18 protein-coding genes and 1 pseudogene are annotated in these 23,573 nt (G+C 61.6%); 9 read left to right on the forward strand and 10 right to left on the reverse strand.

Annotated elements, in window-relative coordinates; all coding sequences use genetic code 11:
• The 3 genes and pseudogenes from A4R35_RS23520 to A4R35_RS23530 form a co-directional block, all read left to right on the forward strand.
• Positions 1–571, forward strand: a pseudogene (locus tag A4R35_RS23520) (hypothetical protein); the annotation flags it as partial.
• Positions 572–750: 179 nt separating this feature from the next.
• The gene (locus tag A4R35_RS23525; RefSeq protein WP_189362258.1) at positions 751–1,674 is read left to right on the forward strand and encodes a class I SAM-dependent methyltransferase; all 924 of its coding nucleotides are present in this window, start codon (positions 751–753) and stop codon (positions 1,672–1,674) included.
• A 234-nt stretch (positions 1,675–1,908) separates the two neighbouring features.
• Positions 1,909–3,918: an acetate--CoA ligase gene (locus A4R35_RS23530; RefSeq protein WP_112433839.1), complete on the forward strand. Its 2,010-nt coding sequence runs from the start codon at positions 1,909–1,911 to the stop codon at positions 3,916–3,918.
• 145 nt (positions 3,919–4,063) lie between these two features.
• Here A4R35_RS23530 and A4R35_RS23535 read toward each other — a convergent pair whose 3' ends face one another.
• On the reverse strand, positions 4,064–5,026 hold the full coding sequence (locus A4R35_RS23535; protein WP_112433841.1) for an AraC family transcriptional regulator: 963 nt from the start codon (positions 5,024–5,026) through the stop codon (positions 4,064–4,066).
• Positions 5,027–5,353: 327 nt separating this feature from the next.
• Here A4R35_RS23535 and A4R35_RS23540 point away from each other — a divergent pair, with 327 nt between their 5' ends.
• The 3 genes from A4R35_RS23540 (at position 5,354) to A4R35_RS24470 (ending at position 6,991) form a co-directional block, all read left to right on the forward strand.
• Complete coding sequence (locus tag A4R35_RS23540) at positions 5,354–5,752, forward strand: (R)-mandelonitrile lyase (RefSeq protein WP_112433843.1); 399 nt, start codon at positions 5,354–5,356, stop codon at positions 5,750–5,752.
• A gap of 84 nt (positions 5,753–5,836) precedes the next feature.
• Positions 5,837–6,205: a nitroreductase/quinone reductase family protein gene (locus tag A4R35_RS23545; protein ID WP_112433846.1), complete on the forward strand. Its 369-nt coding sequence runs from the start codon at positions 5,837–5,839 to the stop codon at positions 6,203–6,205.
• 615 nt (positions 6,206–6,820) lie between these two features.
• Positions 6,821–6,991, forward strand: a complete 171-nt coding sequence (locus tag A4R35_RS24470) for a hypothetical protein (protein ID WP_189362260.1) — start codon at positions 6,821–6,823, stop codon at positions 6,989–6,991.
• 111 nt (positions 6,992–7,102) lie between these two features.
• Here the strand turns inward: A4R35_RS24470 and A4R35_RS23555 are convergent, their stop codons facing one another.
• Positions 7,103–8,125, reverse strand: coding sequence for an RNA-guided endonuclease InsQ/TnpB family protein (locus A4R35_RS23555; protein WP_112433850.1), 1,023 nt, complete (start codon positions 8,123–8,125; stop codon positions 7,103–7,105).
• Between the two features lie 4 nt (positions 8,126–8,129).
• Here A4R35_RS23555 and A4R35_RS24000 point away from each other — a divergent pair, with 4 nt between their 5' ends.
• Entirely contained in the window at positions 8,130–8,363 is a 234-nt protein-coding gene (locus A4R35_RS24000) for a hypothetical protein (RefSeq protein WP_146747320.1), read from the forward strand.
• 382 nt (positions 8,364–8,745) lie between these two features.
• Here the strand turns inward: A4R35_RS24000 and A4R35_RS23560 are convergent, their stop codons facing one another.
• The 7 genes from A4R35_RS23560 to A4R35_RS23590 all read right to left on the reverse strand — a co-directional run bounded on the left by A4R35_RS23560 (position 8,746) and on the right by A4R35_RS23590 (position 18,370).
• The gene (locus A4R35_RS23560; RefSeq protein WP_112433852.1) at positions 8,746–9,636 is read right to left on the reverse strand and encodes a class I SAM-dependent methyltransferase; all 891 of its coding nucleotides are present in this window, start codon (positions 9,634–9,636) and stop codon (positions 8,746–8,748) included.
• Between the two features lie 348 nt (positions 9,637–9,984).
• A complete protein-coding gene (locus A4R35_RS23565; protein ID WP_189362262.1) occupies positions 9,985–10,839 on the reverse strand; it encodes an energy-coupling factor transporter transmembrane component T family protein in 855 nt (284 codons plus the stop codon).
• Positions 10,829–12,604, reverse strand: coding sequence for an ABC transporter ATP-binding protein (locus tag A4R35_RS23570; RefSeq protein ID WP_189362264.1), 1,776 nt, complete (start codon positions 12,602–12,604; stop codon positions 10,829–10,831). Before A4R35_RS23570 ends, A4R35_RS23565 begins: the two co-directional genes overlap by 11 nt.
• Positions 12,605–12,966: 362 nt before the next feature.
• Positions 12,967–13,569: a hypothetical protein gene (locus A4R35_RS23575; protein WP_112433858.1), complete on the reverse strand. Its 603-nt coding sequence runs from the start codon at positions 13,567–13,569 to the stop codon at positions 12,967–12,969.
• A 311-nt stretch (positions 13,570–13,880) separates the two neighbouring features.
• Positions 13,881–15,632: a hydantoinase B/oxoprolinase family protein gene (locus A4R35_RS23580; protein WP_112434418.1), complete on the reverse strand. Its 1,752-nt coding sequence runs from the start codon at positions 15,630–15,632 to the stop codon at positions 13,881–13,883.
• An 18-nt stretch (positions 15,633–15,650) separates the two neighbouring features.
• Positions 15,651–17,699, reverse strand: a complete 2,049-nt coding sequence (locus A4R35_RS23585) for a hydantoinase/oxoprolinase family protein (protein WP_112433861.1) — start codon at positions 17,697–17,699, stop codon at positions 15,651–15,653.
• A 14-nt stretch (positions 17,700–17,713) separates the two neighbouring features.
• Positions 17,714–18,370: a cupin domain-containing protein gene (locus A4R35_RS23590; RefSeq protein WP_112433863.1), complete on the reverse strand. Its 657-nt coding sequence runs from the start codon at positions 18,368–18,370 to the stop codon at positions 17,714–17,716.
• Positions 18,371–18,685: 315 nt separating this feature from the next.
• On the opposite strand from A4R35_RS23590, the gene A4R35_RS23595 reads away from it, so the two are divergent.
• Both A4R35_RS23595 and A4R35_RS23600 read left to right on the forward strand, forming a co-directional pair.
• Complete coding sequence (locus tag A4R35_RS23595) at positions 18,686–19,327, forward strand: TetR/AcrR family transcriptional regulator (RefSeq protein WP_112433865.1); 642 nt, start codon at positions 18,686–18,688, stop codon at positions 19,325–19,327.
• Positions 19,328–19,367: 40 nt separating this feature from the next.
• Entirely contained in the window at positions 19,368–21,149 is a 1,782-nt protein-coding gene (locus A4R35_RS23600; protein WP_223258473.1) for an MDR family MFS transporter, read from the forward strand.
• A gap of 132 nt (positions 21,150–21,281) precedes the next feature.
• Here the strand turns inward: A4R35_RS23600 and A4R35_RS23605 are convergent, their stop codons facing one another.
• Complete coding sequence (locus A4R35_RS23605) at positions 21,282–23,378, reverse strand: GAF domain-containing protein (RefSeq protein ID WP_112433867.1); 2,097 nt, start codon at positions 23,376–23,378, stop codon at positions 21,282–21,284.
• Positions 23,379–23,573 lie beyond the last annotated feature (195 nt).

Genomic DNA, 23,573 nt, shown 5'->3' on the forward strand with positions numbered 1-23,573 from the left:
GATCAATGGGAGGTTGCTCTTTGCCTTCATGTTGCCGGGGGCCTGGCCGAAGCTGCTGGCGGAGTGCTACCGGCTGCTCAAGCCGGGGGGCATCGTGCGCCTGACTGAGACCGAAGGCCCGTGGTGTAGTAGCCTTGCTACTGAGCAGTATTGGGGCCTGATCTATGAAGCCTTCAAGCGGGCGGGACAGAGTTTTTCACCGAACGGGCGCCGTATGGGGATCACTCCCGTTCTGCCACGCCTGGTGAGGCAGGCAGGCTTTGAGGAGGTGCGGGTGCGATCGAGTATCATCGAGTGGTCAATGGGCACGGAGGCCCACTACGCTGTGTTTAAAGACTACCTGCTTGGGTTTGAGCTGATCCAGCCTTTCCTGGTCAAAATGGGGATGGCGACAAAGGAAGAGTTGCAGCGTTTGTATCAGCAGGCAGTAGCTGAGATGCAGCAAGACGATTTCTGTGCTCTCTGGCCCCTGGTCACCGTCTGGGGATACAAGCCGCTAGCGGCGGCTGAGTCCCAGTCAGCAGAGATGGCAGAGGGACAGGCTCGGGCCGGAGCGCAGGCGGAGAGCTAGCACTAGAGATCTTTGTCTGGCCTTGCCGGGCAGGACAGGACAGAGTGGGAGCACGTGACCACTTGGGTGCTGGCTCTCTCAGTATGTAGCCAGCGCCAGTTGACGACTGCAAGACAAGAAAGGTACGGCCTTGCTCTGTCCACTCCCGGCAGATGGAAGATTTTGAGGAATGCACCGAGATGAAGAGCGGGAGCGGCACGGAGAATACCTATCCAATCGATCCTGAGAACGCAGGAGAGCTGGCGCGGCTGATGCAGCAGGATCGGCTGCTGACGGAGGGCATGGGGGGCCTGCTGCCAGAGCCGGGGATCAGGCTGCCGGAGCGGGGGCGGGTCCTGGACCTGGCTTGTGGACCGGGGGGATGGGCCTTAGAGCTGGCCTTTCAGTATCCGAAGGCGGAGGTGATCGGGGTGGATATCAGTCAGCAGGTGATCACGTACGCGCGGGCGCAGGCCTGGTCGAGGGGATTGGAGAATGTGCACTTTGAGGTGATGAATGTGATGGAGCCGCTGGCCTTTGAAGACGGCTCCTTTGATCTGGTCAATGGGAGGTTGCTCTTTGCTTTCATGTTGCCGGGGGCCTGGCCGAAGCTGCTGGCGGAGTGCTACCGGCTGCTCAAGCCGGGGGGCATCGTGCGCCTGACCGAGATGGAGCCTCTGCTGACCACGAGTCCAGCCTATGAGACATGGATGGCTTTGATGTCCCAGGCGCTCAAGCGTACGGGTCAGAGTTTCTCGCCAGATGGACGCCATTTTGGCATCACGCCCGTCTTGCCGCGCCTGGTGAGGCAGGCAGGCTTTGAGGAGGTGCAGTTGCGGGCCACGGTCATCGAGTGGTCACTAGGCTCTGAGGTACACTACGCGGTCTTTAAGGACAGTCTGATCGGCCTGGAACTGCTGCAGCCTTTCCTGGTGAAGGCAGGGGGAGCGACGAAGGAAGAGCTGGAGCAGTTGTATCAGCAAGCGGTGGCTGAGATGCAGCAGGAAGACTTTTGTGGGCTTTGGAACCTTCTCACGGTCTGGGGGCGCAGACCACTGGCGATGAGCGAGCCAGGAGGAGCGTCACGGCAGGCTCAGGCCGGAGCGCAGGCGGAGGGCCAGTAACGCTCTGCTCCTCTGCCGCGCCCAGTCCCAACGTGCGAAGAAGGAGAGCAGCAGACGCTCCGTTCAACTGAGTGCCGGCTTGGGATCTCCTCTTAGCGGCATCCCCTATCTCTTTTCAGATCCCTGGCTCATGGGCTACAATGCAAGCAAGAGAGGCTCTCGGGCCACCAGACTATCGACCGGGCACGTCTGCCACGGATGTTTGTCCTCGAAGAAGAGAAAGGCGGCCAGTCTATGAAGCTGATCACACCTGTTGTCGAGCGCTGGCTCGAAGAGGCGCGCGAGAACCCGGAAGCCTTCTGGAGCAAGGCGGCGGAGCAGCTCCCCTGGCTCCGGCGCTGGGACCGCACTTTCGAGTGGACTCCGCCCACCTTCCGCTGGTTCATTGGCGGAGAAACAAACCTCTCCTATAGTGCCCTTGATCATCACGTCAAGCGTGGCTGGGGTGGTCACACTGCCCTCATCTATTTGAACGAGCGCGGCGAGCGCCGTCTCTATACCTACGCTCAGCTCCTGCATGAAGTTGAGCGCCTGGCGGCTGCCCTGCGCGGCCTGGGCATCCAGCGGGGAGATCGTATCACGATCTACATGCCGACCTTCCCCGAGGCCATCATGCTCATGCTTGCCGCCGTGCGTATCGGCGCCATTCACCTCGTCGTCTTCGCCGGCTTTGGCGCTCAGGCCCTACGCGATCGCATTGAGGCCAGTGGCTCGCGCCTGGTCTTCACCGCCGACGTCACCTATCGCAAGGGCAAAGAGACCAACCTCAAGGAAATTGTTGATGCCGCCTTGGCTGCTGGCAATGGCAGCGTCGAGCACGTCGTCGTCCTTCAGCGCAGCAGCCAGCCGGTGGCCATGCAGGCCGGGCGCGATCTCAGCTGGCAGGAATTTCTGGCCCAGGCCACTGGCCAGAGCGGCAGCTACCTTCCCCTGGAAGCCAACGAGCCGGCCTATATTCTGGCCACCTCGGGCACAACTGCCAAACCCAAGCTTGCCGTCCACATGCATGGCGGCTACCAGGTACACATTCATAGTATGGGCCAATGGGTCTTCGGTCTCAAGCCGACCGACGTCTGGTGGTCCACTTCAGACATCGGCTGGGTCGTTGGCCACAGCTATATTGTCTACGCCCCGCTCATCGCCGGCGCCACGACCCTGGCCTTTGAAGGGGCTTTGGACTATCCCACGCCCGACGTGCTCTGGCAGATCGTCGAAGAATTCGCCGTCAGCGGCATCTTCACCTCACCCACTGCGGTGCGCCTGCTCATGAAGTATGGCGATGAGCCGCCAAGCCGCTACAATCTCTCCTCGCTAGAGCGCGTCTTTTGTGCCGGCGAGGTCCTCAATGCCCCGGCCTGGTCGTGGCTGCAGGAGAGCGTCCTGCGCAATCGGGTCCCCGTCATCGATCACATGTGGCAGACTGAGACCGGCGGTCCGATCTTTGGCAATCCCTATGGCCTGGGCATGCTACCTATCAAGCCCGGCTCGGCTACCATCCCTCTGCCTGGCATCGAGGCCCGCGTTGTCTCCCCGCTGGACGGTTCGCCGCTCGGTCCTGGCGAGAAGGGAGTGATGGTCATCACGCGCCCCTTCCCCGGCCTGATCCCCACGCTCTGGGGTGATCCAGAGCGCTATGCGCGCGATTACTGGGGTATCTTGCCCGGTGTCTACTACACCGGCGACTCCGCTCATGTCGACGAGGATGGCTACGTCTGGTTTGCCGGGCGCGCCGATGAGATCATTAAGATCGCCGGCCATCGTATTGGCACCATCGAAGTCGAGACCGCTTTCCTCAAACATCCTGCCGTTGCGGAGGCTGGTGTGACTGGGCGCCCCGATGAGCTGCGCGGAGAGGTAATCGTGGCCTTCGTCGTCCTCAAGCAGGACTACGAGCCATCCGAGGAGCTAAAGCGGGAGCTGCTCAAGACGGTGCGCACAGAGCTTGGCCCGGTGGCCGTTATCGGCGAGCTGAATTTCGTCAATATGTTGCCCAAGACGCGCAGCGGCAAGATCATGCGCCGCGTGCTGCGCGCCGTCACCCTGGGGCGCGACCCTGGTGATGTCTCGACCATTGAGGACGAGACATCGGTCGCAGAGGCGCGCCTGGCCTGGCAGCGGCTGCAGTCTGATCTCTCCCCCCGTTACGATCAACGTCCCTGGTATCCCATCCCCTGGCTTCCTTCGATCACAAGAAGCCAGGGGTCTCTCTCGGGGCGGCTCGCATCTGGTTGGAGCTGCTCGTAACCTGTCGGGAACAGGGTGGCGTCTTCCCCCCGGCTGAAACGAAGATCACCGGTTGCTGTCCTTTTCCCCGGAGGTATAGTCGCGTGGGGGCGCCCGAGATCGTGAGCTGTGCTAGAGACGGTCGCTCTGTCCTGTCTATTGCGGTTTAGTCTGTGCTGACAGCCAGACTCTCCAGTTCCTGGCGCAGCCGCTGCATATCGCGGGCCGGCGGTAGCCCGAAGAGGGCACGATAATCGCGGTTAAAATGCGAGACATCTTGATAGCCGACGCGGAAAGCGGCGCTGGTGGCATCTAATCCCTCGTTGAGCATCAGGTGGCGTGCCTCCTGCAGGCGCAGCTGCTTCAAATACTGGAGTGGACTGAGACCGGTAACAGCCTTAAAGTGATGGTGGAGGCTAGAGACGCTCATTCCCAGCTCGCGAGCCAGCCTTTCGACGCGCAGCGGCTCCGAAAGATGCCGGCGCAAGTACGAGACGGCGCTGGCGATCTCCGAGGGCACGCCGCCCCGCAGGGCCAGATGGCAGAGACGCCTCCCCTGCTCGCCGACCAGCAGGCGATAGATGATCTCCTGAGTGACCAGCGGCATCAGCACCGGCGCCTCTTCCGGCGTGTCGAGCAGCCTGACCAGACGCACCACCGCATCCAGCAGCCGCTCATCCAGAGGGCTGACATCCAGGGCGTGTGCCGAGCTACGCCGGGGCACATAGCCGGCAGAAAGCAGTACCGCGGTGACTTGTGAAGGCTCAAGGCGCAGGGTCAGGCTCAGATACGGTCGCTCGGGGCTGGCTTCGATGACACGACTGAAGCGCGGCAGCTCAACAGTCGCTAGCAGGTAATGGAACGGGTCGTACTCATAGCGACTGTGCTCAACGAATACCTCCTTGCGCCCTTGAGCGATCACGCAGAAGGACGGTTCGGCAACGCTGGGTAAAGGGTTAGATGGTGAAGAGAGGCGCGCCAGAACGAGGCCCTCAAGTGGTTCGACAGCTCCATCGCGCGGAGTGGCCCGCGCAATGCGCTCGGCCAGTTCCTCGCGGTTGGCCTGAAGGCGCTGGAGTAGCCGCTCGTCGTATTGGCGCTCGTGCTCTGCAATGGCGATAAGAGTCATTGAATAGGAACCTCCTCCACGATGGCGTTGCCTCTCGGCATGTGCAGAATCAGCCAATTCTTAACGAGAATTATTCTATCACCTTGGCCAGGGCCATCTCTATAATGCCACTAGAAGAAAGAAAGCCAGCCTGCGCTGCTGCTCTCTCCGCTCAGAGAGAATGAGGAAAGACGGGCTGAGCTGAGGGCTTTGACTGGCAGGCAGAGCGACGCGGCAGGAACCTGGTGGTTGACCTGCCTGGCTTACTTGCTCCCTCTCAGCGCCGGATGCCCGGCGCTGGGGAAGGTAAGTGAGCGCAATTAATTAAAGGAAGGGAGACTGAAGACGATGGAGATCAGAAGAAGTGGTTCGCAGCCCTCACAACAAGGACCGGCTGCTACCTTTACTGGAACAGTGCGCATTGATCCTTTATTCGAGGCGCCCAGTCCAGCGCGCGTGCGCATGGCCAGCGTTACCTTTGAGCCTGGAGCGCGTACAGCCTGGCACAGTCATCCGTTGGGGCAGACCCTGATCGTGACCGCCGGCTGTGGGCGGGCCCAGCGCTGGGGTGGTCCGATCGAAGAGATTCGTCCGGGTGATGTCGTCTGGTTTGCTCCCGGTGAGAAGCACTGGCACGGGGCGGCGCCAGCTACGGCTATGACCCATATTGCCATTCAAGAAGAACTTGATGGCAAGGTAGCCGACTGGATGGAACACGTTAGCGATGAACAGTACTCCGGGCAGTAGCCCTGACAGGCCGACGAAAGCCGACTCCCTCTGGTGGGTAGGCGGCTGCTGCTTTGATCGGGGAGAAAGGATAGTAGTTCTGCTATGAGTCAAAGGGACATCCGCACGCTGCTACAGCGCCGCAGTGAAATTGATATTACGGTGAAAGGGCGCAGCAGTGGACGTGCTTACACGTACCCGGTGTGGTTTGTGCTGGAGGGCGATGCCCTCTATTTGCTGCCTGTACGCGGGACCGAGACCGGCTGGTACAAGAACCTGCGCCAGGCTCCGACCTTGCAAGTGCGTGCTGGTCAGCAGGCTCTCACCACTAATGTGCGTCTGATTGAGGATCAGAGCCGCGTGGCTGCCATTACCGAGCGCTTCCGCGAGAAGTATGGAGCCAGGCAGATTCAGGCGTACTATCCGCTCATCAACGTCGCCGTCGAGGTCCCACTGCCCAGCTCACATCATTGAAAGCTCTGGTGCTATCAGAGCAAGTGAGCGCTGCTTTGATAAGCAAACAAACAGTCAGTGCGCCTGATCCTGTAGATAGAGATGCGTGGCCAGCAGAGGCCAGCCGTCGGGTCACCGGACCCAGAGCAGACGGCTGGCCTCGTTTGCTCTCGGGCGGTGACGGTGAGCGGGGTAGTTTGCGGGCGGGCAGGCTCCTGGTGTCATCATCAGGACCGAACCCGTCACCAGGTGCACCACCTGCCGATGCGTCTAGTAGCAACTGGGGTAGCGTGAAAAGCAGGTACTCTGTCATGCTGCCAGCCTGTTATGTCAAGATGTGAATGGCCGTGAGCAAGTTGGAGCAGATCAAGAGCACGTTGTTCGATTACTGAAATGATTCTGCCATCAGCACTATTCACAGGAGCGATTTTGTGCATTACTATCTAATACAATAAAGTCGGTAGTTTCGTATTATATTTTTATTAAAGTGCTATAGAAGATACTATTCTCTACTCTCCTCAGAGGCTTGAGAGTACTGCTGGAACACAACAGAAGAACCTGCACCGAGCCTGGCAGGCTCACCTCGTTCAGCTGCATCAGTAGATTCTCCAGCCAGCCTCTCAGCTTGCTGCTCAGGTGAGCGAGCCATTTCGTCAGCATATGGGTACCTGGCATCAGAATCTGGAACGAGCGTATGCAGCCCTCTCGGCCTTTGCGGATCTGCTGCAGGGCGGTGGAACCCAGATGCACGATCTCGATACTGTGCCCGGCCAGGCTTTTGAACCATCGCCTGATGGTGAGCGATAACGAGAGGACAGTGGCCGCCTCTTCATCGGTGACCGTCAGGGGCGCACTGTTTTCAGTCAACGACCCCTGGCTCAAGCCAGGGGCTTGCCCGCAGCCGCAGCGGCCTGGGCTTCAGGGCTGGTTGACAACAGCCCACTGCCCCGTAGGACAGTACAGCGCGTGGATATTCCTGGCCGCGTTGATATCGGCGTGCTCCTGGAACCCACAGTGGGGCCAGGTGAAGCGATGCCGGCGACACGTTCCGCGCTGGCCGCAGTGGGAACAGCCTTGGCTCGTGTAGGCCGGGTTCACCTCTGCCACGCGCAACCCCTTCTCCTGCGCCTGCTGCTCGGTCCAGCGGCGGAGCAGTCCCCGCTGCCAGAGCGCGAGCCGGCGCCGCAACGCTCGCCCCCGGATCTGCTCTTGCTGCGATGGGGACACCTGCAGCCGTTCGAAGACCGGCACCGCCTGTGGTGGCGCCCACTCCACCAGGCGCTTCGCCACGGTCTGGGCAAAGGTCCGGGTGCGGTGCCGCTGCCGGCGGCCAGGCCGTTGCAGCACCCGCCGGGCTCTGCGCGTGTCCCGATGCTGTGCCTTGTGGGCCGCCAGCTTGCGCTGCAACCGCGCCCGCGTCTTCACCGTGCGCCGATTGCGCACCTTCACCGCTTTTCCACTCACAAAGAGGACCCGCTTCTGTCCATCCACGGCCACCAGCGCATTCGTCTCATTCAGATCGATCCCCACGACGGCCCTAGTCTCTGGGCATGCTGTCGGGGGATCAGGCACCTCCAGCGTGATCGTGAGGCGCCCGACGAGCTGGCCAGCGCGTTCCAGCACCGTGAGGCTGTCCATCGTTTTCGCCTGCGCCAGCCGCTGCTGAAACGCCTCCGGCACCCGATAGGGGAGCGGCTTACGTCCGGCCACGGTCCAGAGCGGGAGGGTGCCATCGGGGCGCAGGGAGGCATCGCGTCCTCGTGGCCCGATCAGGAACAGCGCCCATCGGCGTCGGAACTGGAACGGACGCTGGGGCGGGCGGCGATTGCTGCGCGCGCTCTGGTAGGCGGCAGCCACCAGCCGGATGGCGCTACAGGCCATCTGCGCGTTGAGCTGCCCCTTGACCTGCTGCCTGGTACTGCGTCGAGACGAGCGAGCCATCCCAGTGATTGAGCGCTATCTGCTCACGCCAGCGCCCATAGTCGTCGACAGCGAGGGTCGTGTCAGCGTCGTGCCCGAGGCCAGTGGTTGGTACGATCTCTACAAGCAGCTGATACCGTGGGTGCTGGCGGAATGGGGCCCATCCTCCCGGCTATCGCGGTTACGACAGGCGCTGCTGGGGTGCCGTAAGGAAGAGGAGGATCACAGCCACCCGTCGCCAACCTGTAAGGCTGTCTGAAAGCGCTGAGCTATGCGCTGGGCAGGCGTGGAGCGCTCCCAGCGCTCCACGGAATCAGGCTCCCCGGCTCCCTGAGATGGCTCACGTCGCTGTACCTGATGCTGGGATATCTCCGAGCCGTCGAGCGCTTTGACTGCGAGGACCTTCCTACAGGACCACTTTGCCCTTGATGAAGGGCAGGCGCGGGCAGCGCTCAAGTCCTGGCGCAAGCGGGGCAGAGCCATTGTGAGCTGGCCAGAGAGGGAGCAGCTTCAGTGATCAAGAGGGGCGCAGGCTGCTCCCCCATCTCCTCCACTTTCCCCGGCAAGGCGGGCGAAGGAAGCAGTAGGCCGGGTCGCGCCTGCGGCCCGGCTGGCAGCAGCGTTGTTGAGGCTCTCCCCTTCTACCACCAATCGCGCTCTGGAGGAAGCTCATCTGGAGAGACCGGCTTGCGTCCCCGGACCGTCAGCAATGGCCAGAGGGCGCAAAAATCCTCGTCCTGTAGCTCGGCCAGGGTCTGCTCCTCTAGCTGCTCCAGCTCTTCCTTAGAGGCTACGCCCGTTGTAAGGATCAAGGAAGCAAAACGCTTGAAACTGCTCAAGAAAGCTTTACAACCCGCGAGATGGGTCTCGCTGCCCTGCGACCACTCGATGAGATGAGAACGCACCCGCACATCCACGAAACCCGCCTGGCGCAGCAGGCGCGGCAGCACCACGGTGATGCCGAGATGGCGCCCATCCACCGAGAAGCTCTGGCCTGCGCGCTGAAGAGCTTCACTCACAAAGCACCAGCTGCGTTCAGCCGCCAGACTGGTGGTCAGCGGCCCCTCGCTTTCGATCAGGCTCAGTTTGCCGCCTGGTTTCAGTAAGCGGCAACACTCAGCCAGGAGCCGTGGCCAGGCTTTCGGTGGCAGGCAGGGGGAGAGGTGTCGCCCGTAGATCCGATCAAAGGACGCATCAGGAAAGGGATGCGACTCCCTGCCAGTCACCACCTGGAAACTGACGTGTTCCAGATTACGGGCCCAGGCCTGGACCCGGGCCCGCTCGATCAGCTCAGGGTGGGAGTCAATGCCGAGCACTTCGACCCCTGGATACTGAAAGGCCAGCTCCAGGGACCAGTTGCCGGCCCCACATGCTAGATCAAGCACTCGCCCCCCGTCGGGTGGAAGCTCCTCCTCGGCGAGCGCATTTCCCAGACCTTCCAGCAGTAGACGCTCTAATTGCGTCAAGCATTCTATCTCGTGATCTTGCGTTGCACTACCTATCGACATATCGTTCGGTTCTCTTCTCGTCATGCATACGTGCTCCTCTCTAAGACTGACGGAGGCGAGTCAACGCTCACGCCAGGCATCCGCCATATGGTCACTGGAGGGAGGCGCGACGGAGGAGCCGTCTATCTAACCCGTTGCGCAACGTGACCGGGCCTGAGCCGAGCCAGCTGTCATGGCTCCAGCCAGCGGCCTGGATGCCATCGCCGGGCAGGGCATAAGCGCCCACACTCTAGCGGAGTGTCAGCTGGCCGCTTGCCAGACTCTCTGCGCTTATCCCCTCCCCTGCGCTCTGCGAAACTCACGTCAACAGAACCCCTCTGGCAACGCTGACAATATGGCTAGAATCAGGCTGATGCTGGTCTCTCTCCTCCCCTAGCGGAAGCCCAGCAAGCGCATCGTAAGGGTGTACTGCACAATACCGAAGAAACCGAGGAGAAAGCCGCCCACCAGGAAAGCCGCGAACAGCGCCGTCAGGGCCCAGTCCTGTCCGCTAAAGCGCGTTGGTTTCAGCTCCGTGCGATGGTCGATATCGTAGCCGAAACCGCGCGAGAGCATGGCCGCTGCCATCGCCTCTGCCGCCTGGAATGAGCGGAAAAAGGTCGGAATAGCGATCGTCGTATAAGCGCGGAAGCGTGCGATCGGATTGGAGGTCTTTACCTTCCAGGCCCGCGATTGCTGGGCCTCCATCACCGAGACGAGCTGAGCGACCACCACCGGGATATAAGCGATGGTCATCGAAAGCGCCATACCGATCTCCGGAGGAACCCCCATGCGCGCCACAGCGAGAGCCATCTCCGCCGGCGAGACGGTCTTAATCAACACCAGCGTGCTCTCAACCAGCACCAGCAGGCGCAGCATCGTCCCTATGGAGAAAACCACCGTCTCCCAGTAAAGCGGCACCGGCGGGAGCACTGGCGTGCCGCGTGGGATAACGTAACCAATGAAGTGGGCTGTCTCGGGATGGGCCGGGCGCCAGAAAGCGATATTGGCGAGCAGTACGAAGATCACAAACGGCAAGATCGGCAGAAGCTGCCGCACCCCTTGCCAGACCGGGATGCGGGCGATCCTCCCGTAAGCGAAGACGCTGGCCAGGAGCAAGAAGAGGAAGAGAGGGTCATTCCAGGTCGTAAGAGTGATATTGATGGAGAGCCACCACAGGAGCTTGACCCGTGGATCGAGGCGGTGAATGATCGAGCCTCTGTCTTGGTAGGACAGTTCAAGCGCCATCGCCGGCCCCCTTTCGCACCGTACAGAGAGCAGCCAGAGCCTCATTGACCGTCAGCCAGGCCCAGGGAGCGCCGAGCTGCTGGCCCAGCTGGGTCACCTGGGGGGCGCGTAACGAAGAAGCCTGGAGGGTCTCTCTTGCCTGAAAGGCCTGACGGGTTGGCGCATCCAGCAGCACGTGACCATTGGCCATGACCACCACCCGCTGGCAGTACTCCGCTGCCAGATTCATATCGTGCGTAATGACCACCACCGTCTGACCTGCTGCATGCAGACGTACAGCCAGATCCATGATTTCCTTGGCGCGCCTATAGTCCTGCCCCGTCGTCGGCTCATCAAGCACCAGCACGCTGGGCTGCATGGCCAGCACTGCCGCCACAGCAATGCGCTGCTTCTCTCCCATGCTCAGCAGGAACGGATTTTTATCGAGCAGGTGCACAATCTCCAAATCCTCGGCGGCCTGCTGCACCCGCTCCCTGACCTGCTTCTCGGGCAGGCCCAGGTTGCGCAGGCCGAAAGCCAGCTCATCGTAGACCTTCAACTTACAGATCTGCGTATCGGGATTCTGGAAAATAAAGCCCACGGTGGTAGCCATCTCATTGATACTGGCCCTGGCCGTATCAAGGCCGGCCACGCGCACCGTGCCGCTGGTGGGCTTCAGCAGGCCATTGAAATGCTTGACCAGGGTTGTCTTGCCTGAACCATTTTGGCCCAGGATAGCCACAAACTCGCCGCGGCGAATCTGTAGATCGAGGTCCCGCAGGGCCGGCGTCCCATCGCGGTACACGTGGCTCAGGCCGCTGACCTCGATGATGGTCTCGGCGCCAACTCCCCCGGCGGAGTGCGGGCCAGCGTCGAGGCCGCAGGAGGGCGCAGGTACTGGCAGGCTGGCCAGAGACGCGCGCTCGATGAAAGGCTCCAGCAGCGTCACCGCCTCGGTGACATCCAGTGGCAGGCGCGGCAGAGGCCAGCCGGCTGAGCGCAGGCGTGCGGCTAACAGCGTCACCTGGGGAACGCTCAGCCCCACCGAGTCGATATACTCGACGTGTTCGAGCACCTCGCGTACACTACCACGGTGCAAGACCTGCCCCCGGTCCATCACCAGCATCTCGTCGACCAGGTGAACCATCTCATCAAGCTTGTGCTCTATCAGGAGCGTGGCCCGTCCCTCTTCTCGCGCCAGGCGGGCCACCAGCCTCAGCACCTCCTGGCTCCCCAAAGGGTCGATGTTCGACGTTGGCTCGTCCAGAATCAAGGTCTGCGGATCAAAGGCCAGGATGGCCGCCAGAGCGCAGGCTTGCTGCTGCCCGCCCGAGAGCTGATGCGGATTCTTGCGCCGATGCTCGCTCAGGCGAGTCAGCTCTAACAGTTGCTCCAGGCGCTGGCGAATGGTCTCGGCGGGCAGACCATAATTGCAGGCCCCAAAGGCGATTTCATCTTCGACCGTTGGATTGAAGAGCTGCGTATCGGGATCTTGTTGCAAGAGACCGACCAGCTTCGAGAGGGCGCTAACGCTATAGCGCCGTGAGTCGTAGCGTCCGGCGACCGTGATCCGGCCCCGCATAGTCCCCTTAAATTCATGGGGGATCAACCCGTTGGCCGCGCGACAGATAGTCGTCTTACCAGCTCCGCTCGGCCCGGTGATCAGCACCACCCGCCCCTGGGAAAGCTGGAGCGACAGGTCGCGCACGACCTCACTCTCCCCCTGCTCATAGGTGAACCCAAATCCCTCGTAGGCGAGCGCGCACGCTTGCTCCTCTACCGGCACGAGTTGATTCCTCCTTTTCCAGCTGCTAATGGGGTAAGTCAGAGAGCGCTCGCATGCCCCTAAGCAAAAACACAATTGACGGAGAAGAGACACAAAGCTTCACGCCTGGGCCAACCGCGCAAGAGAGAGCGCCCATGACGAGCCAGACCAGGCCCGATCTGGCAGCGCCTGTCCCCCGAGAAAGGGAGCGCGCTACGGCTCGGCCTGACCGGCCCCGCAAGAGCGCTCCCTCTTCCAAAACGGGCAGAAGAGAACCGACAGCTAGCTGTAAGCGGGCAGATCGTCACTGCTTCTGAGTGGAAGTGAGCTTCCTTCTCTTCTCTCCTCTCTACCAGGTCCAGGCCGCCTCGGCTAAAGCACGCCTAGCTCAGTTCAGCAGCCTGGGGTGTCTCTTCACGCTGCCACGGCCAGCGCCATTGTGGGGCCACAAACTTCGGCACCGTGGCCAGCAGGATGGCCGGGATCAGGAAATAGATGATCAGATAGATCCAGTAGGCGTAGCCAAACTGCAGGGCTAGCTGAGCCTGGAAAGGAATAATCTTCAGCACAAATGAATAGAGGCCGATCCACCACCAGTACTGGAAAAAGAGCGCCACGGCTGTCAAGAGCAGGAACAGGCCCAGACGCTTGGGGAGACTGGCCACACGATAGACGGCGGGATAGAAGGCAGCCAGAATCAACACATGGATCAGGTAGCCGGGCCAGCCGATGATACCGACCTGGCCGGTGACCGAATCGACGAAGACCACAATGGCCCCCACGATAGGACCGCCGATCATAGTCGAAAGGGTCAGCCAAATACCGCCGAGGTTGAAGTTGACGCCGGGCAGATAACCGGGGATCGTAATCTGGAGCAGCTCGAAGGCAGCTGCAATAGCGCCGAAGATCACCGCGACCGCAATCTGGCGCGCGCTGAGGATGGGGCGACGCTGCACCAGTTCACCTGGACTATTGGTCGTCTGCATATTTATAACCTCCCCCACTGACGCCGCGGCGGCGACGTCAGGGTAGCCTACTCATTCGCCAACGATTCCGTCGATCTATACCGTTGCTTCGGCTCTGGCTGGCCTTTGCCTTTGTTGGAAGTGAGGAGGAGCAGTGTGCCCGGCAACTGCCCTGCTAGCTGTACGGGAGGGGGAAGGCTCTACTCTCTGCCTGCCCTGATCCAGGCAGGAGCAGCTTGGCCTTCCACAGCGATGCAGTACCGGGGGACCGCCAGGTCTGGAGCCACCTGATCGGCAGATGGCTGACCTGGCAATGACCCCGCATCTGCCGATCAGGAAGCTGAACGGCTCAGGCGCTCAGGGCTGAGACGGACCACGCTCAAGGTCGCCGGGTCCAGCTCGACGCCGTAGTCCTGCCAGGCCTGTTCGCAACTGATGTAGCCATCGCGCACATCCTCGATCACCGCCTCAACTGGGCGCTCCAGCGGAGACCCCCAACCGCCGCCAGTGCCAGTGACCAGGCGCGCCACCTCGCCACGCTTGAGCGGATAGCGGGCGCACTTGCCCAGCACCACCTCATGGCCATCCTCATGCAGGATGCGCACCTCGTTGCGTGAGCCGTTCTGGCCGCCGGCCACGCCCCAGGGAACATACTTGTGGCGGCCAAAAGTAGCGGTCAAGGTCACGTTGTCAGCCACAGCGCGGTACTCGCGGATGCAGCCCCGTCCACCGCGATAGCGACCTGCTCCGGCCCGCGGAGCCGTATCCAGCTCGTAGCGCTCGACCAGGATACCATAGCGCGTCTCCGCGACCTCTACCGGGATCACATACGTCTCGCCATCGCCTACGCACATCAGACCGGACTCGCCGTCTTTGGCAGCACCGGCTCCCCAGCCTCCAGCCTGCGGCTCAACCAGCAAAAACAGCTCGTTCGTATCGGGATGAGTTCCGGCCAGGACGATACCGCAGACTGACAGGAAGTGGCCAGCGCTCAAGCGATCGGGCACGATCGGCGCCAGCGCCTTCCAGACCAGGTCGGTCACATAGTTCATGGTCTCCCAATAGGTCGAAACCGGCGCCGGGCGCTGGGCAGTAAAGATAGTCCCTGGCGGGCAAATGATCTTGAGCGGCCTGAAGCAGCCCTCGTTGACCGGGATCGTAGGGCTGGTGATAGCCTTGAGCATCGTGCGCACGCCCGAATGCAGGCCCGTCAGCGTACAATTGACCGGACCTGGCACCTGGGGATGAGTACCCGTGAAGTCACAGATAAACTCATCGTCGCTGATCGTCACCTTCACGCGCACCGGGAAAGAGCCGTGGCCTAATCCATCATCATCGATCCAGTCTTCAGCCTCATAGACGCCCTTGGGCAACTTCGCCAGCTCCAGGCGCGTCATGCGCTCCCCATAATCGAGCAGGGCCTCGATCGAACTCTGGACCACAGCCAGCCCATAGCGGTCGCATAGCTCCTGGAAACGCCGCTCGCCCAGGTGGAGAGAGGCGGCCTGCGCATACATATCACCAAGGGTCATATCCGGCAGGCGCACATTGGCGGCGATCAGATCGATGAGGCTCTGGACGGGGCGACCCTCCTCAAAGAGCTTGACGCAAGGGAACTGTAGCCCTTCCTGGAACACCTCGGTCGAATCGGTTGTCCAGGAGCCGGGGTCTTTGCCGCCGACCTCGGTCCAGTGGGCCTTACTGGCGGCGAAGGCCACCAGCTGCCCCCCATAGAAGATCGGCACGACCAGTGAGACATCCGAGAGGTGGGTACCGCCGCCGCCATAGGGATCGTTGGTAATCACCACATCGCCCGGATGCAGATTCTCCGTACCAAACTTCTCCAGCACCGAGCGCACCGCGAAGGTCAGCGTGCCCAGGAAGCCCGTCACCCCGTTGCCCTGGGTGATGAGCTGGCCGCGAGCATCCGTCAAACCAGAAGCGAAGTCGAGCACCTCATAAATAATCGTGCTCTTCGACGTACGCTGCAGCGCGATAAACATCTCATCGCCGATCGCGACCAGAGCGTCCTTGACGATCTCGATCGTAAAGAGGTCGACATCGGCGCGGTTGGACTCTGCCATGCGCTGGGCCATGCTCGCTCACTCTCCCGTTTCGATGATCAAATTGCCGAAAAGATCAACGTACAGCTGCTGGCCGGGCAGGACTACGGTGGAGGCTGCCGGCTCTTCGACGATGGCCGGCCCCTCCAGGCGGGCGCCAGCCCCCAGGCGGCTGCGCTCGTAGATGCGGGTCTCGTAGCGCCCGAGGTCGTCAAAGTGGACCAGGCGCCGGCCCTTGAAGGCGCCCTCGCTCCCGTCGTGCTGAGGGAGCGTCTGCAGCTCAGGCTTGCGGACCCGCCCGAAGCCGGCCACGCGCAGATTCACCAGCTCGATCGGCGAATCCTGGCGGAAGGTATAGAGCTGCTCATGCAGGTCGTGGAAGCGGCTGGCGACCAATGGGCGTGCCTCCTCACCAAGGCGGCCTGTCGGCACCGGCACATGTACCGTATGCTCCTGACCCAGATAGCGCATGTCGGCGGAGCGGACAAAGACCACCTCCTCCGGCTGGACGCCCTCGGCGGCGAAAGTCTCCTGGAGCTGTTGCTCCATCTCTGCCCAGATTGCCTCCAGCTCGGCCATCGCCATGCTGTCGAGGCGCACCGGCTTCGTCTGCACCAAATCGTGGCGAATGTCGCTCATCAGCATGCCCCAGGCCGAGAAGTGAGCAGGGGCAGGGGGGATAATGACGCGTGGAACACGCAGCTCCCTGGCCAGAGCCGCTGCGTGCATCGGGCCACCGCCGCCGAAGGCCACCATAGCAAACTCGCGCGGATCACGGCCCTGGCGCACGGAGACCAGCTTGAGCAGGTGGATCATATTGGCATTGGCCAGGCGGATAATGCCCAGGGCGGCTTCCTCAACATCGAGGCCCAGCGGCTGAGCGATGGTCAGCATCGCCTGACGGGCCTGGTCCAGGTCCAGGCGAATCGTACCGCCGAGGAAATAGTCGGGATTGATACGGCCCACCAGCACGTTGGCATCGGTCACCGTAGGCTCGCTGCCGCCGCGCCCATAGCAGGCCGGTCCCGGCTCAGCGCCCGCACTCCGCGGCCCCACCTTGAGGGCCCCCGCCGGATCGATCCAGGCGATGCTGCCACCACCAGCCCCAATCTCCACAATGTCCACCACCGGCACCTTGATCGGATAGCCAGCGGTCGTCGGCGTCCGCTCGATATAGTAGTCGCTCGTCACACGGATCTCGCCGCGCTCCACCAATGAAGATTTAGCCGTTGTTCCGCCGATGTCCAGCGTAATAATATTGTCCTCGTGCAGCAACTTGCTGATCGCGGCTGCGCCGATGACACCGCCGACGGGGCCCGACTCCACCAGGTGGATAGGGGTGCGGCTGGCCAGCTCGAACCTGGAAATACCGCCGTTGGATTGCATCGCATAGCGGCGCTCCTGACCGATGCTAACCTCGTCGAGGCGCCGCGAAAGGGCCTCCAGATAGCGCCGCGCCACCGGCTTCACGTAGGCATCGAGGACGACGGTGCTCGTGCGCTGGAACTCGCGCCACTCATTGGTCAGCTCGTGAGAGGCCGTCACGTCGGCGTCGGGCCATTCCTGGCGCACGATCTCTAAAGCCCGCTTCTCGTGGACGGGATTGGCGTAGGCGTGCAGGAAGCAGATGGCCAGGGCCTGCGCCCCCTGACGGCGCGCCTCGGCCACAGCGGCCCGCACATCCTCCTCGACCAGAGGCTGCAGCACCTCGCCCTTATAATTGATGCGCTCACGCACTTCGAGGCGGAGGCGACGTGGCACAAAGGGCTTGGGCTTCGTAAAGAGCAGATTATAAATATCGGGGCGGTTCGCACGCTGGATTTCGAGGACATCGCGGAAGCCACGGGTGGTAATTAAGGCCGTGACAGCGCCCTTGCGCTCAGTCAAAGTATTAATGATCACGGTCGTCCCGTGGGCTAGGAACTGGACATCGCGCAGCTGAGCCTGGGTCAGGGCCGTGATGACCCCTTCTTCGAAGCGAGCTGGCGTAGTTGAGGTCTTGCCCAGGCCGATCTGTCCAGTTGTTTCATCCAGGTAAACAAGGTCGGTGAACGTTCCGCCGATGTCAACGGCTGCTCGTGTGCTCATCGTCTTCGCCTTTCTCACATCAGTCGCGGAGTCAGGACCCAAATGGCCCGTACCACCGCATCCGTCTCGTTACGGATAGCGTGGGGCACGGAAGAATGGAAGTAGATGCTGTCTCCAGGACCGAGGCGGTACTGTTGCCCAGCGATGATAAAAACCAGTTCACCTTCCAGGATATAGGCGAACTCCTCTCCATCGTGGCTATAGGGTTCCTCTTTGACATCGCCTGGCTGGATCGTCACATACAACGGCTCCAGGGTCAGGTTGGGGGCGCGCGGCGAAAGCATCTTGTAGGTGCGCAAACTGGAGACCACGGCCAGCTGGCTCCCATTCTCTGCGCGCTGGACATACGGCAGCTGGGTCATCCCTGGCCGCCCTTTCTCTTGCTCAGCCGGCGGGAAAAAACTCGCCAGATTCATGTCAAGCGCTTTGGCAACGGTGGAAAGAGAGGTGAGCGCTAACGATGATCGCCCTCGTTCCACCAGGGAGAGGAAACCAATTGAGAGACCTGTTCGCTTGCTCAGCTCGCGCAAAGATAATTTCAACTCGCGCCGCCTGGCCCGAATAAGGGACCCGATAAGACGAAGCCGCTCTTCGGCTTCAGCAACGCTGGCCGGCGTATCTTTGGCGGCCTGGCTTTGCTCCTCGACGAGTCCACGACCGGCTGTCGTCATGCTGTCTTCTGCCTCACTCTATGCCAATGTTTTATGTAGGTAAACATTTTTAGTGAGTATAGCATAGGGATGGCCTCTTTGCAAGAGGGGCGGCTCCGTAAAATAGCTGATAAGCCTGTCTTCCTGGAAGCTTCGCCTGAAGACGCACCAAATGAGATAGCCATTCGCTGCTCCCCCCTTGACATATCCTCTGACCAGGTGGTAAGATTCTGACTGTCCGGTCATGACTGACCGGTCAAAGTTCTTCGCTGTGGTCATTTTCTATAAAGTCAGTCAGACTGTGTACCATCGGTCAACGAATGAGGAGGTGCACTGATGCCACCTTCGACCGCGCCGCGCTCATGGAAGGAGAAGCAGCGGCAGGAACGCGAGGCGCTCATCTTGCAGACCGCGGAGGAGGTCTTCTGTGAGAAAGGCTACCACGAGACCTCGATCGATGAGATCGCCGCGCGCGTGGGAATCGCCAAGGGGACGGTCTACCTGCATTTCCCGAGCAAAGAGGACCTGCTCGTCGCCCTCTTTCGCCGGGATACTGAGCAGGTGATCTCGGAAGTGGAGGCCATCGCTTCGTCTCCCGGCTGCTCGGCGCGCGAGAAGTTGGAAGCAATTCTGCACCTTCTCTACGGTGAATTGTTTAAAAAACGTACTCGTTTGTTCTATAGCATATATAACAGTCCAGAGATGCGCATCCTACTGGAGAAGAAAAAGGAGATGGGCGCTCACTGGGGGCAGCTCACGCACTGCCTCGAAGAGCTGCTTGCTGAAGGGCAGGCCGCCGGTGAGTTCGATCCCGAGCTGCCGACCAGCGTCATGCTCAGCCTCTTCCTGAACCTGGTGTCGGTGCGCGGCTATGAGCGGCTGGTGGGACAGGAGGGCCTGGCGCCCGCCGAAGTGGTGCGCTATCTCGCTCGCATTTACTTTAAGGGAATCGCTGCTGAGCACAAGCCAAGTTGCTGATGGTGGCGATTGCGGAAGAGAGAGGAGAGAAGTTACTTCTATGGACTCGATAACGCCTCCGTCGGGACAGGGTCCGACGATGGAAAGGCTCTCTGTTGAGGGGTCGCAGGCCGGTGAGGCTGCGGCCAGCGCCGCCAGTCCGTTGCTCACGGCACAGGCGGCAGCGCAGGAGCAGCCGCGCTTTTCGGCGCGTGAAACGGTGCTGACAATGGCTGGTGTGCTGATGGTGATGCTGCTGGCCTCGCTGGATCAGACGATTGTCTCAACGGCCATGCCACGCATCATCGCCGAGCTACAGGGCTTCGATCGCTATACCTGGGTCTCCACGGCCTACCTGCTGGCCTCGACGGTCATGGTCCCAATCTATGGAAAGCTTTCGGACCTGGTGGGCCGCAAGCCGATTTTCCTGTTTGGTGTGGTGGTTTTCCTGATCGGCTCGGCTCTCTCGGGGGCGGCCCAGTCGATGAATCAGCTGATCGCCTTCCGCGCCTTCCAGGGGCTGGGCGCCGGCGCGCTTCTGCCGATTGCAATGGCCATCGTCGGTGACCTCTTTACGCCGCGGGAGCGTGGCAAGTGGCAGGGTCTGACTGGGGCTATCTGGGGCCTGTCCTCGATCATTGGCCCGACGCTCGGTGGCTGGATTACGCAGAATACGAGCTGGCGCTGGGTCTTCTATGTCAATCTGCCGATCGGTATTCTGGCCCTGTTGGTCTTGATCTTCTTGATGCCAGCCCTGCGGGGCAGGAATCGTCAGGTCTCGATCGACTACCTGGGCGCTGTCTTACTGGTGCTGGGCGCCTTGCCACTGCTGCTCGGCTTCTCGCTGGCCGGCGATCAGTACGACTGGCTCTCACCGCAGATCCTCGGCTTGCTGGCCGGCGCTGTGGTCTTCTTGACGGCTTTCCTGCTCTATGAGGCCCAACTGGAGCGCCGTCAGGGCCAGCCCATTATTGAACCCGGCCTGTTTAAGAATAGCATCTTTACGGTCAGTACGATCGTGACCGTCATCTTCGGCATGGGCCTCTTCGGCAGCGTCTTCTTCATCCCGCTCTTTGTCCAGGGGGTGGTGGGGACCACAGCCACCAACAGCGGGCTGATCCTGACGCCGCTGATGCTGACCTCCGTAGTCGGCAGTGTCCTCTCCGGTCAGCTTGTCTCTCGTATTGGTAAATACAAATGGATCGCCATCACGGGGATGGCCATCAGTGTGGTCGGCTCCTACCTGCTGACGCGCCTGGATGTTCACTCCACGAATACGGATGTCCTGGTAGCCATGCTGGTTCTGGGGCTGGGCATGGGCTTCGGCATGTCGCTCTATACGCTGGTGGTGCAGAATGCCATGCCGGTGCACAAGATCGGCCAGGCGACCTCTGCTCTGGTCTTTTTCCGCCAGATTGGGGCCACTGTTGGCCTGGCGGCCATGGGATCGATCATGACCTCGGCCTACCAGCCTGCCTTTGATCAGGCTCTGCCGGTGGCGGTGAAGCAGCTAGTGCCGGCTCGCTTCCTCGCGGCCTTTAATAATCCCGAGATTCTGCTCTCGGATAGCGCCCAGCAGCAACTGCAGCACGCCGCGGCGGCCTTTGGACCGCAGGGGCAGCGGCTACTGGCGGTCATCCTGGAGGCAGTCAAGACGGGCCTGGCCCAGGGCATCCACAATGTCTTTGTCCTGAGCTTCGGGCTGATGGTCGTGGCCCTGGTCGCAGTCTTCTTCCTGAAGGAGATCAAGCTGCGCGACCGGCGGCGTCCTCAGCCGCAGGAGGCTGGCCAGGGCCAGGAGGTGACAGCGCCCGAGGCAGGCGAGCTGGTCGGCCTGATTTAGCAGTCTTCCTTCTCTTCTGGTCTTGCTTTGTCTCGCCTTGCCGGTGTCTTCCCCTCATCGATCCACGAGAGGGCGGAGCGGGATATCCCCACTTCGCCCTCTCGTGCTTTGTCTTGCTCTGCTGGCCGCGAGCTAGGGCACGTTGTTGCGCAGCTTATAGACTTTGATCGCTACCTGCAAACTGAGCCAGTTACTGCGGTCCTGCAGGTCGATATCGCACAGCGATTGCAGACGCTCCAGGCGCTGGATCAAGGTATTTCTGTGCACAAAGAGGCGGCTCGACGTTTTGGTCAGGTTGCCGGCGCATTCCAGATAGGTCTCCAGGGTAGAGAGCAGCTCGGTGCCCTTGCGGTGATCATAGTGGGCGATGCGGGCAATCTGATCCTGGTAACTATCGCGCAGGTCATCCATGCGCGCGATCTTGTAGAGATAGCGATAGATGCCCAGGTCATTGAAGTGGGTCACACCGTCGCCATTGAGGCTGCGGCCCATCTGGAGGGCCTCGCGGGCCTCGGCAGCGCTGCGGCGATAGTCGGCGAGCTGCTGACAGGGATTGCCGATGCCGGCGGCCACATGCAAGGGCTGTTCCTGGTGGATCTGGTGGATCAGCTCGCGTAGCCAGCTCTTGAGGCGTGCGTTGCTGCCTGGGCTGAGGGTGGCCAGTTGGGAGGTGGAGGTGGAAGGCTCGCCCTCTTGTCTCAGGCGAACCAGGCAGGTCAGGGTACGTTCCTGCTCGTAGAGTAGCGAACCGGGGTAAGCCTCCTGCAGGCGGCGCCGGATCAGACTGCAGGTCCGCTTATAGGCTGTCTGGCGTTCCTCCTCGCTCAATGACCAGCGCGGGCTGGGGCCAGTGTTGCTCTCTGCGGGGAGCAGCTCAAAGAGCACCACGACATGCGGGCGTTCCAGGTCGCAGCCGAGCAGCTTTGCACGCTGCTTGAGCGCCTCCTCCGACTCGTACGCGCCGCCGAGCAGCTCATCGAAGAAGGCCTTCACCAGATTCTTCTGGGTCAATAAATCGACCAGCTGGCTATTTTTAATGGCAATGGCGGCCTGATTGGCGATGGTGCTCAGGAGGGCCTGGTCCTCGGGGCTGGGGCGCCGTGCCTTGCGGAAATAGCAGTTAATCAGCCCCAGGTGCTCCGTGCCCGAGACCAGGGGAGCCGAGAGCAGCGTCCGATGCTGACCATCCTTCAGCGGGTTGAAGCCCTCGAAGGTCTGCGTCTGATAGTCTCCGCCCTGGAGGCCGGGACCGGGAGCACTATCGAGCAGACAGGGCGTCGTTGCGGTAGGGGGAGGAAGCGGACCAGGGCCGCCGCTGCTGGCACCTGCTGGGGCGCTCCCGCCCGGCTCGCGCAGGGCCTCCAGGGCGGAGCGCTCTGCCTCCAGAGATTGCAGCGGCGGATGCTCACGCTCCGTCAGCCCTGAAGCCACGGCCCGCACCGTGAGCCGGCCTCGCGCCTGATCCACCAGCATAATCACACACAGATCGGCCTCCATAATTTGCGCTGTGAGCGCGGCCAGCGAGCGCAGCATCTCATCGAGGTAGAGGCTGGAGCTGATCGTCTGGCTGAGCACCGAGAGGCTCGTGAGAATATTCAGCTTGCGTCGCGTATGCTCATAGAGCCGGGCATTCTCGATGGCGCCTGCCACCAGGGCCGCCGTATTGCAGACAAAGCGCTGCTGCTCCTCGTTGAAGGTGGCCGGGGCGGCGGTATTCATCGACAGGACGCCGATCAGCTGGCGCTCACGGCTGACAATGGGGACCGTCATCACCGACTGGAATTCCTCGCGGTCCAGCTCCGGCACTATGTAAAAGCGGGGATCACTGCGCGCCTGCTCTTTGAGAATCACCGGCTCTAGCGTGGTCGCGACCCAGCCGGCGATGCCCTGGCCCAGGGCCAGCTCGACCTTGCCAACGAAGCGCGCATACGGCTCGCTGGCGCTTGCCAGCACGAGGCGCTCATGTTCAGGGTCGTAGAGGTAGAGAAAGGCGGCGTGGCAGGAGACAGCGCGCACAATGGCATCGACAAGACGGTGCAAGATCTCGTCGAGCTTGAGCGTCGAGCCAACAGCAGCAATAATCTCGTTGAGGAGCGCGTACTCTTGCGACTTCGTCGCCAGGACCTCGCGCAGCCGGCTGTTCTCTCGTCGTAGCTCCTCCAGCTCGTGGTTTTCCTGCTCCGCCTGGCGTTTGCTCCCGGCGCGAGCCGGGGCTGTTCTGGATACCATGCCGACCTCCTGATGGACAGAGATAGCTGCTGCATCCTGCGCTGCGGCTGACGGACCCGCTGCCCATGCATTGGCTTAGGCGTTCGCCCGCCCCCTCGCGTGCGTCGTCGGCAGCCGACAGACGTATGATGTCTATATGTGTGCATTGTAACTACTCTATGTGAGGAGCGTCTAGGGTAGCGGACTCCTTTCCCT

The sequence above is a fragment of the Thermogemmatispora tikiterensis genome (assembly GCF_003268475.1).
Lineage (GTDB): Bacteria > Chloroflexota > Ktedonobacteria > Ktedonobacterales > Ktedonobacteraceae > Thermogemmatispora > Thermogemmatispora tikiterensis.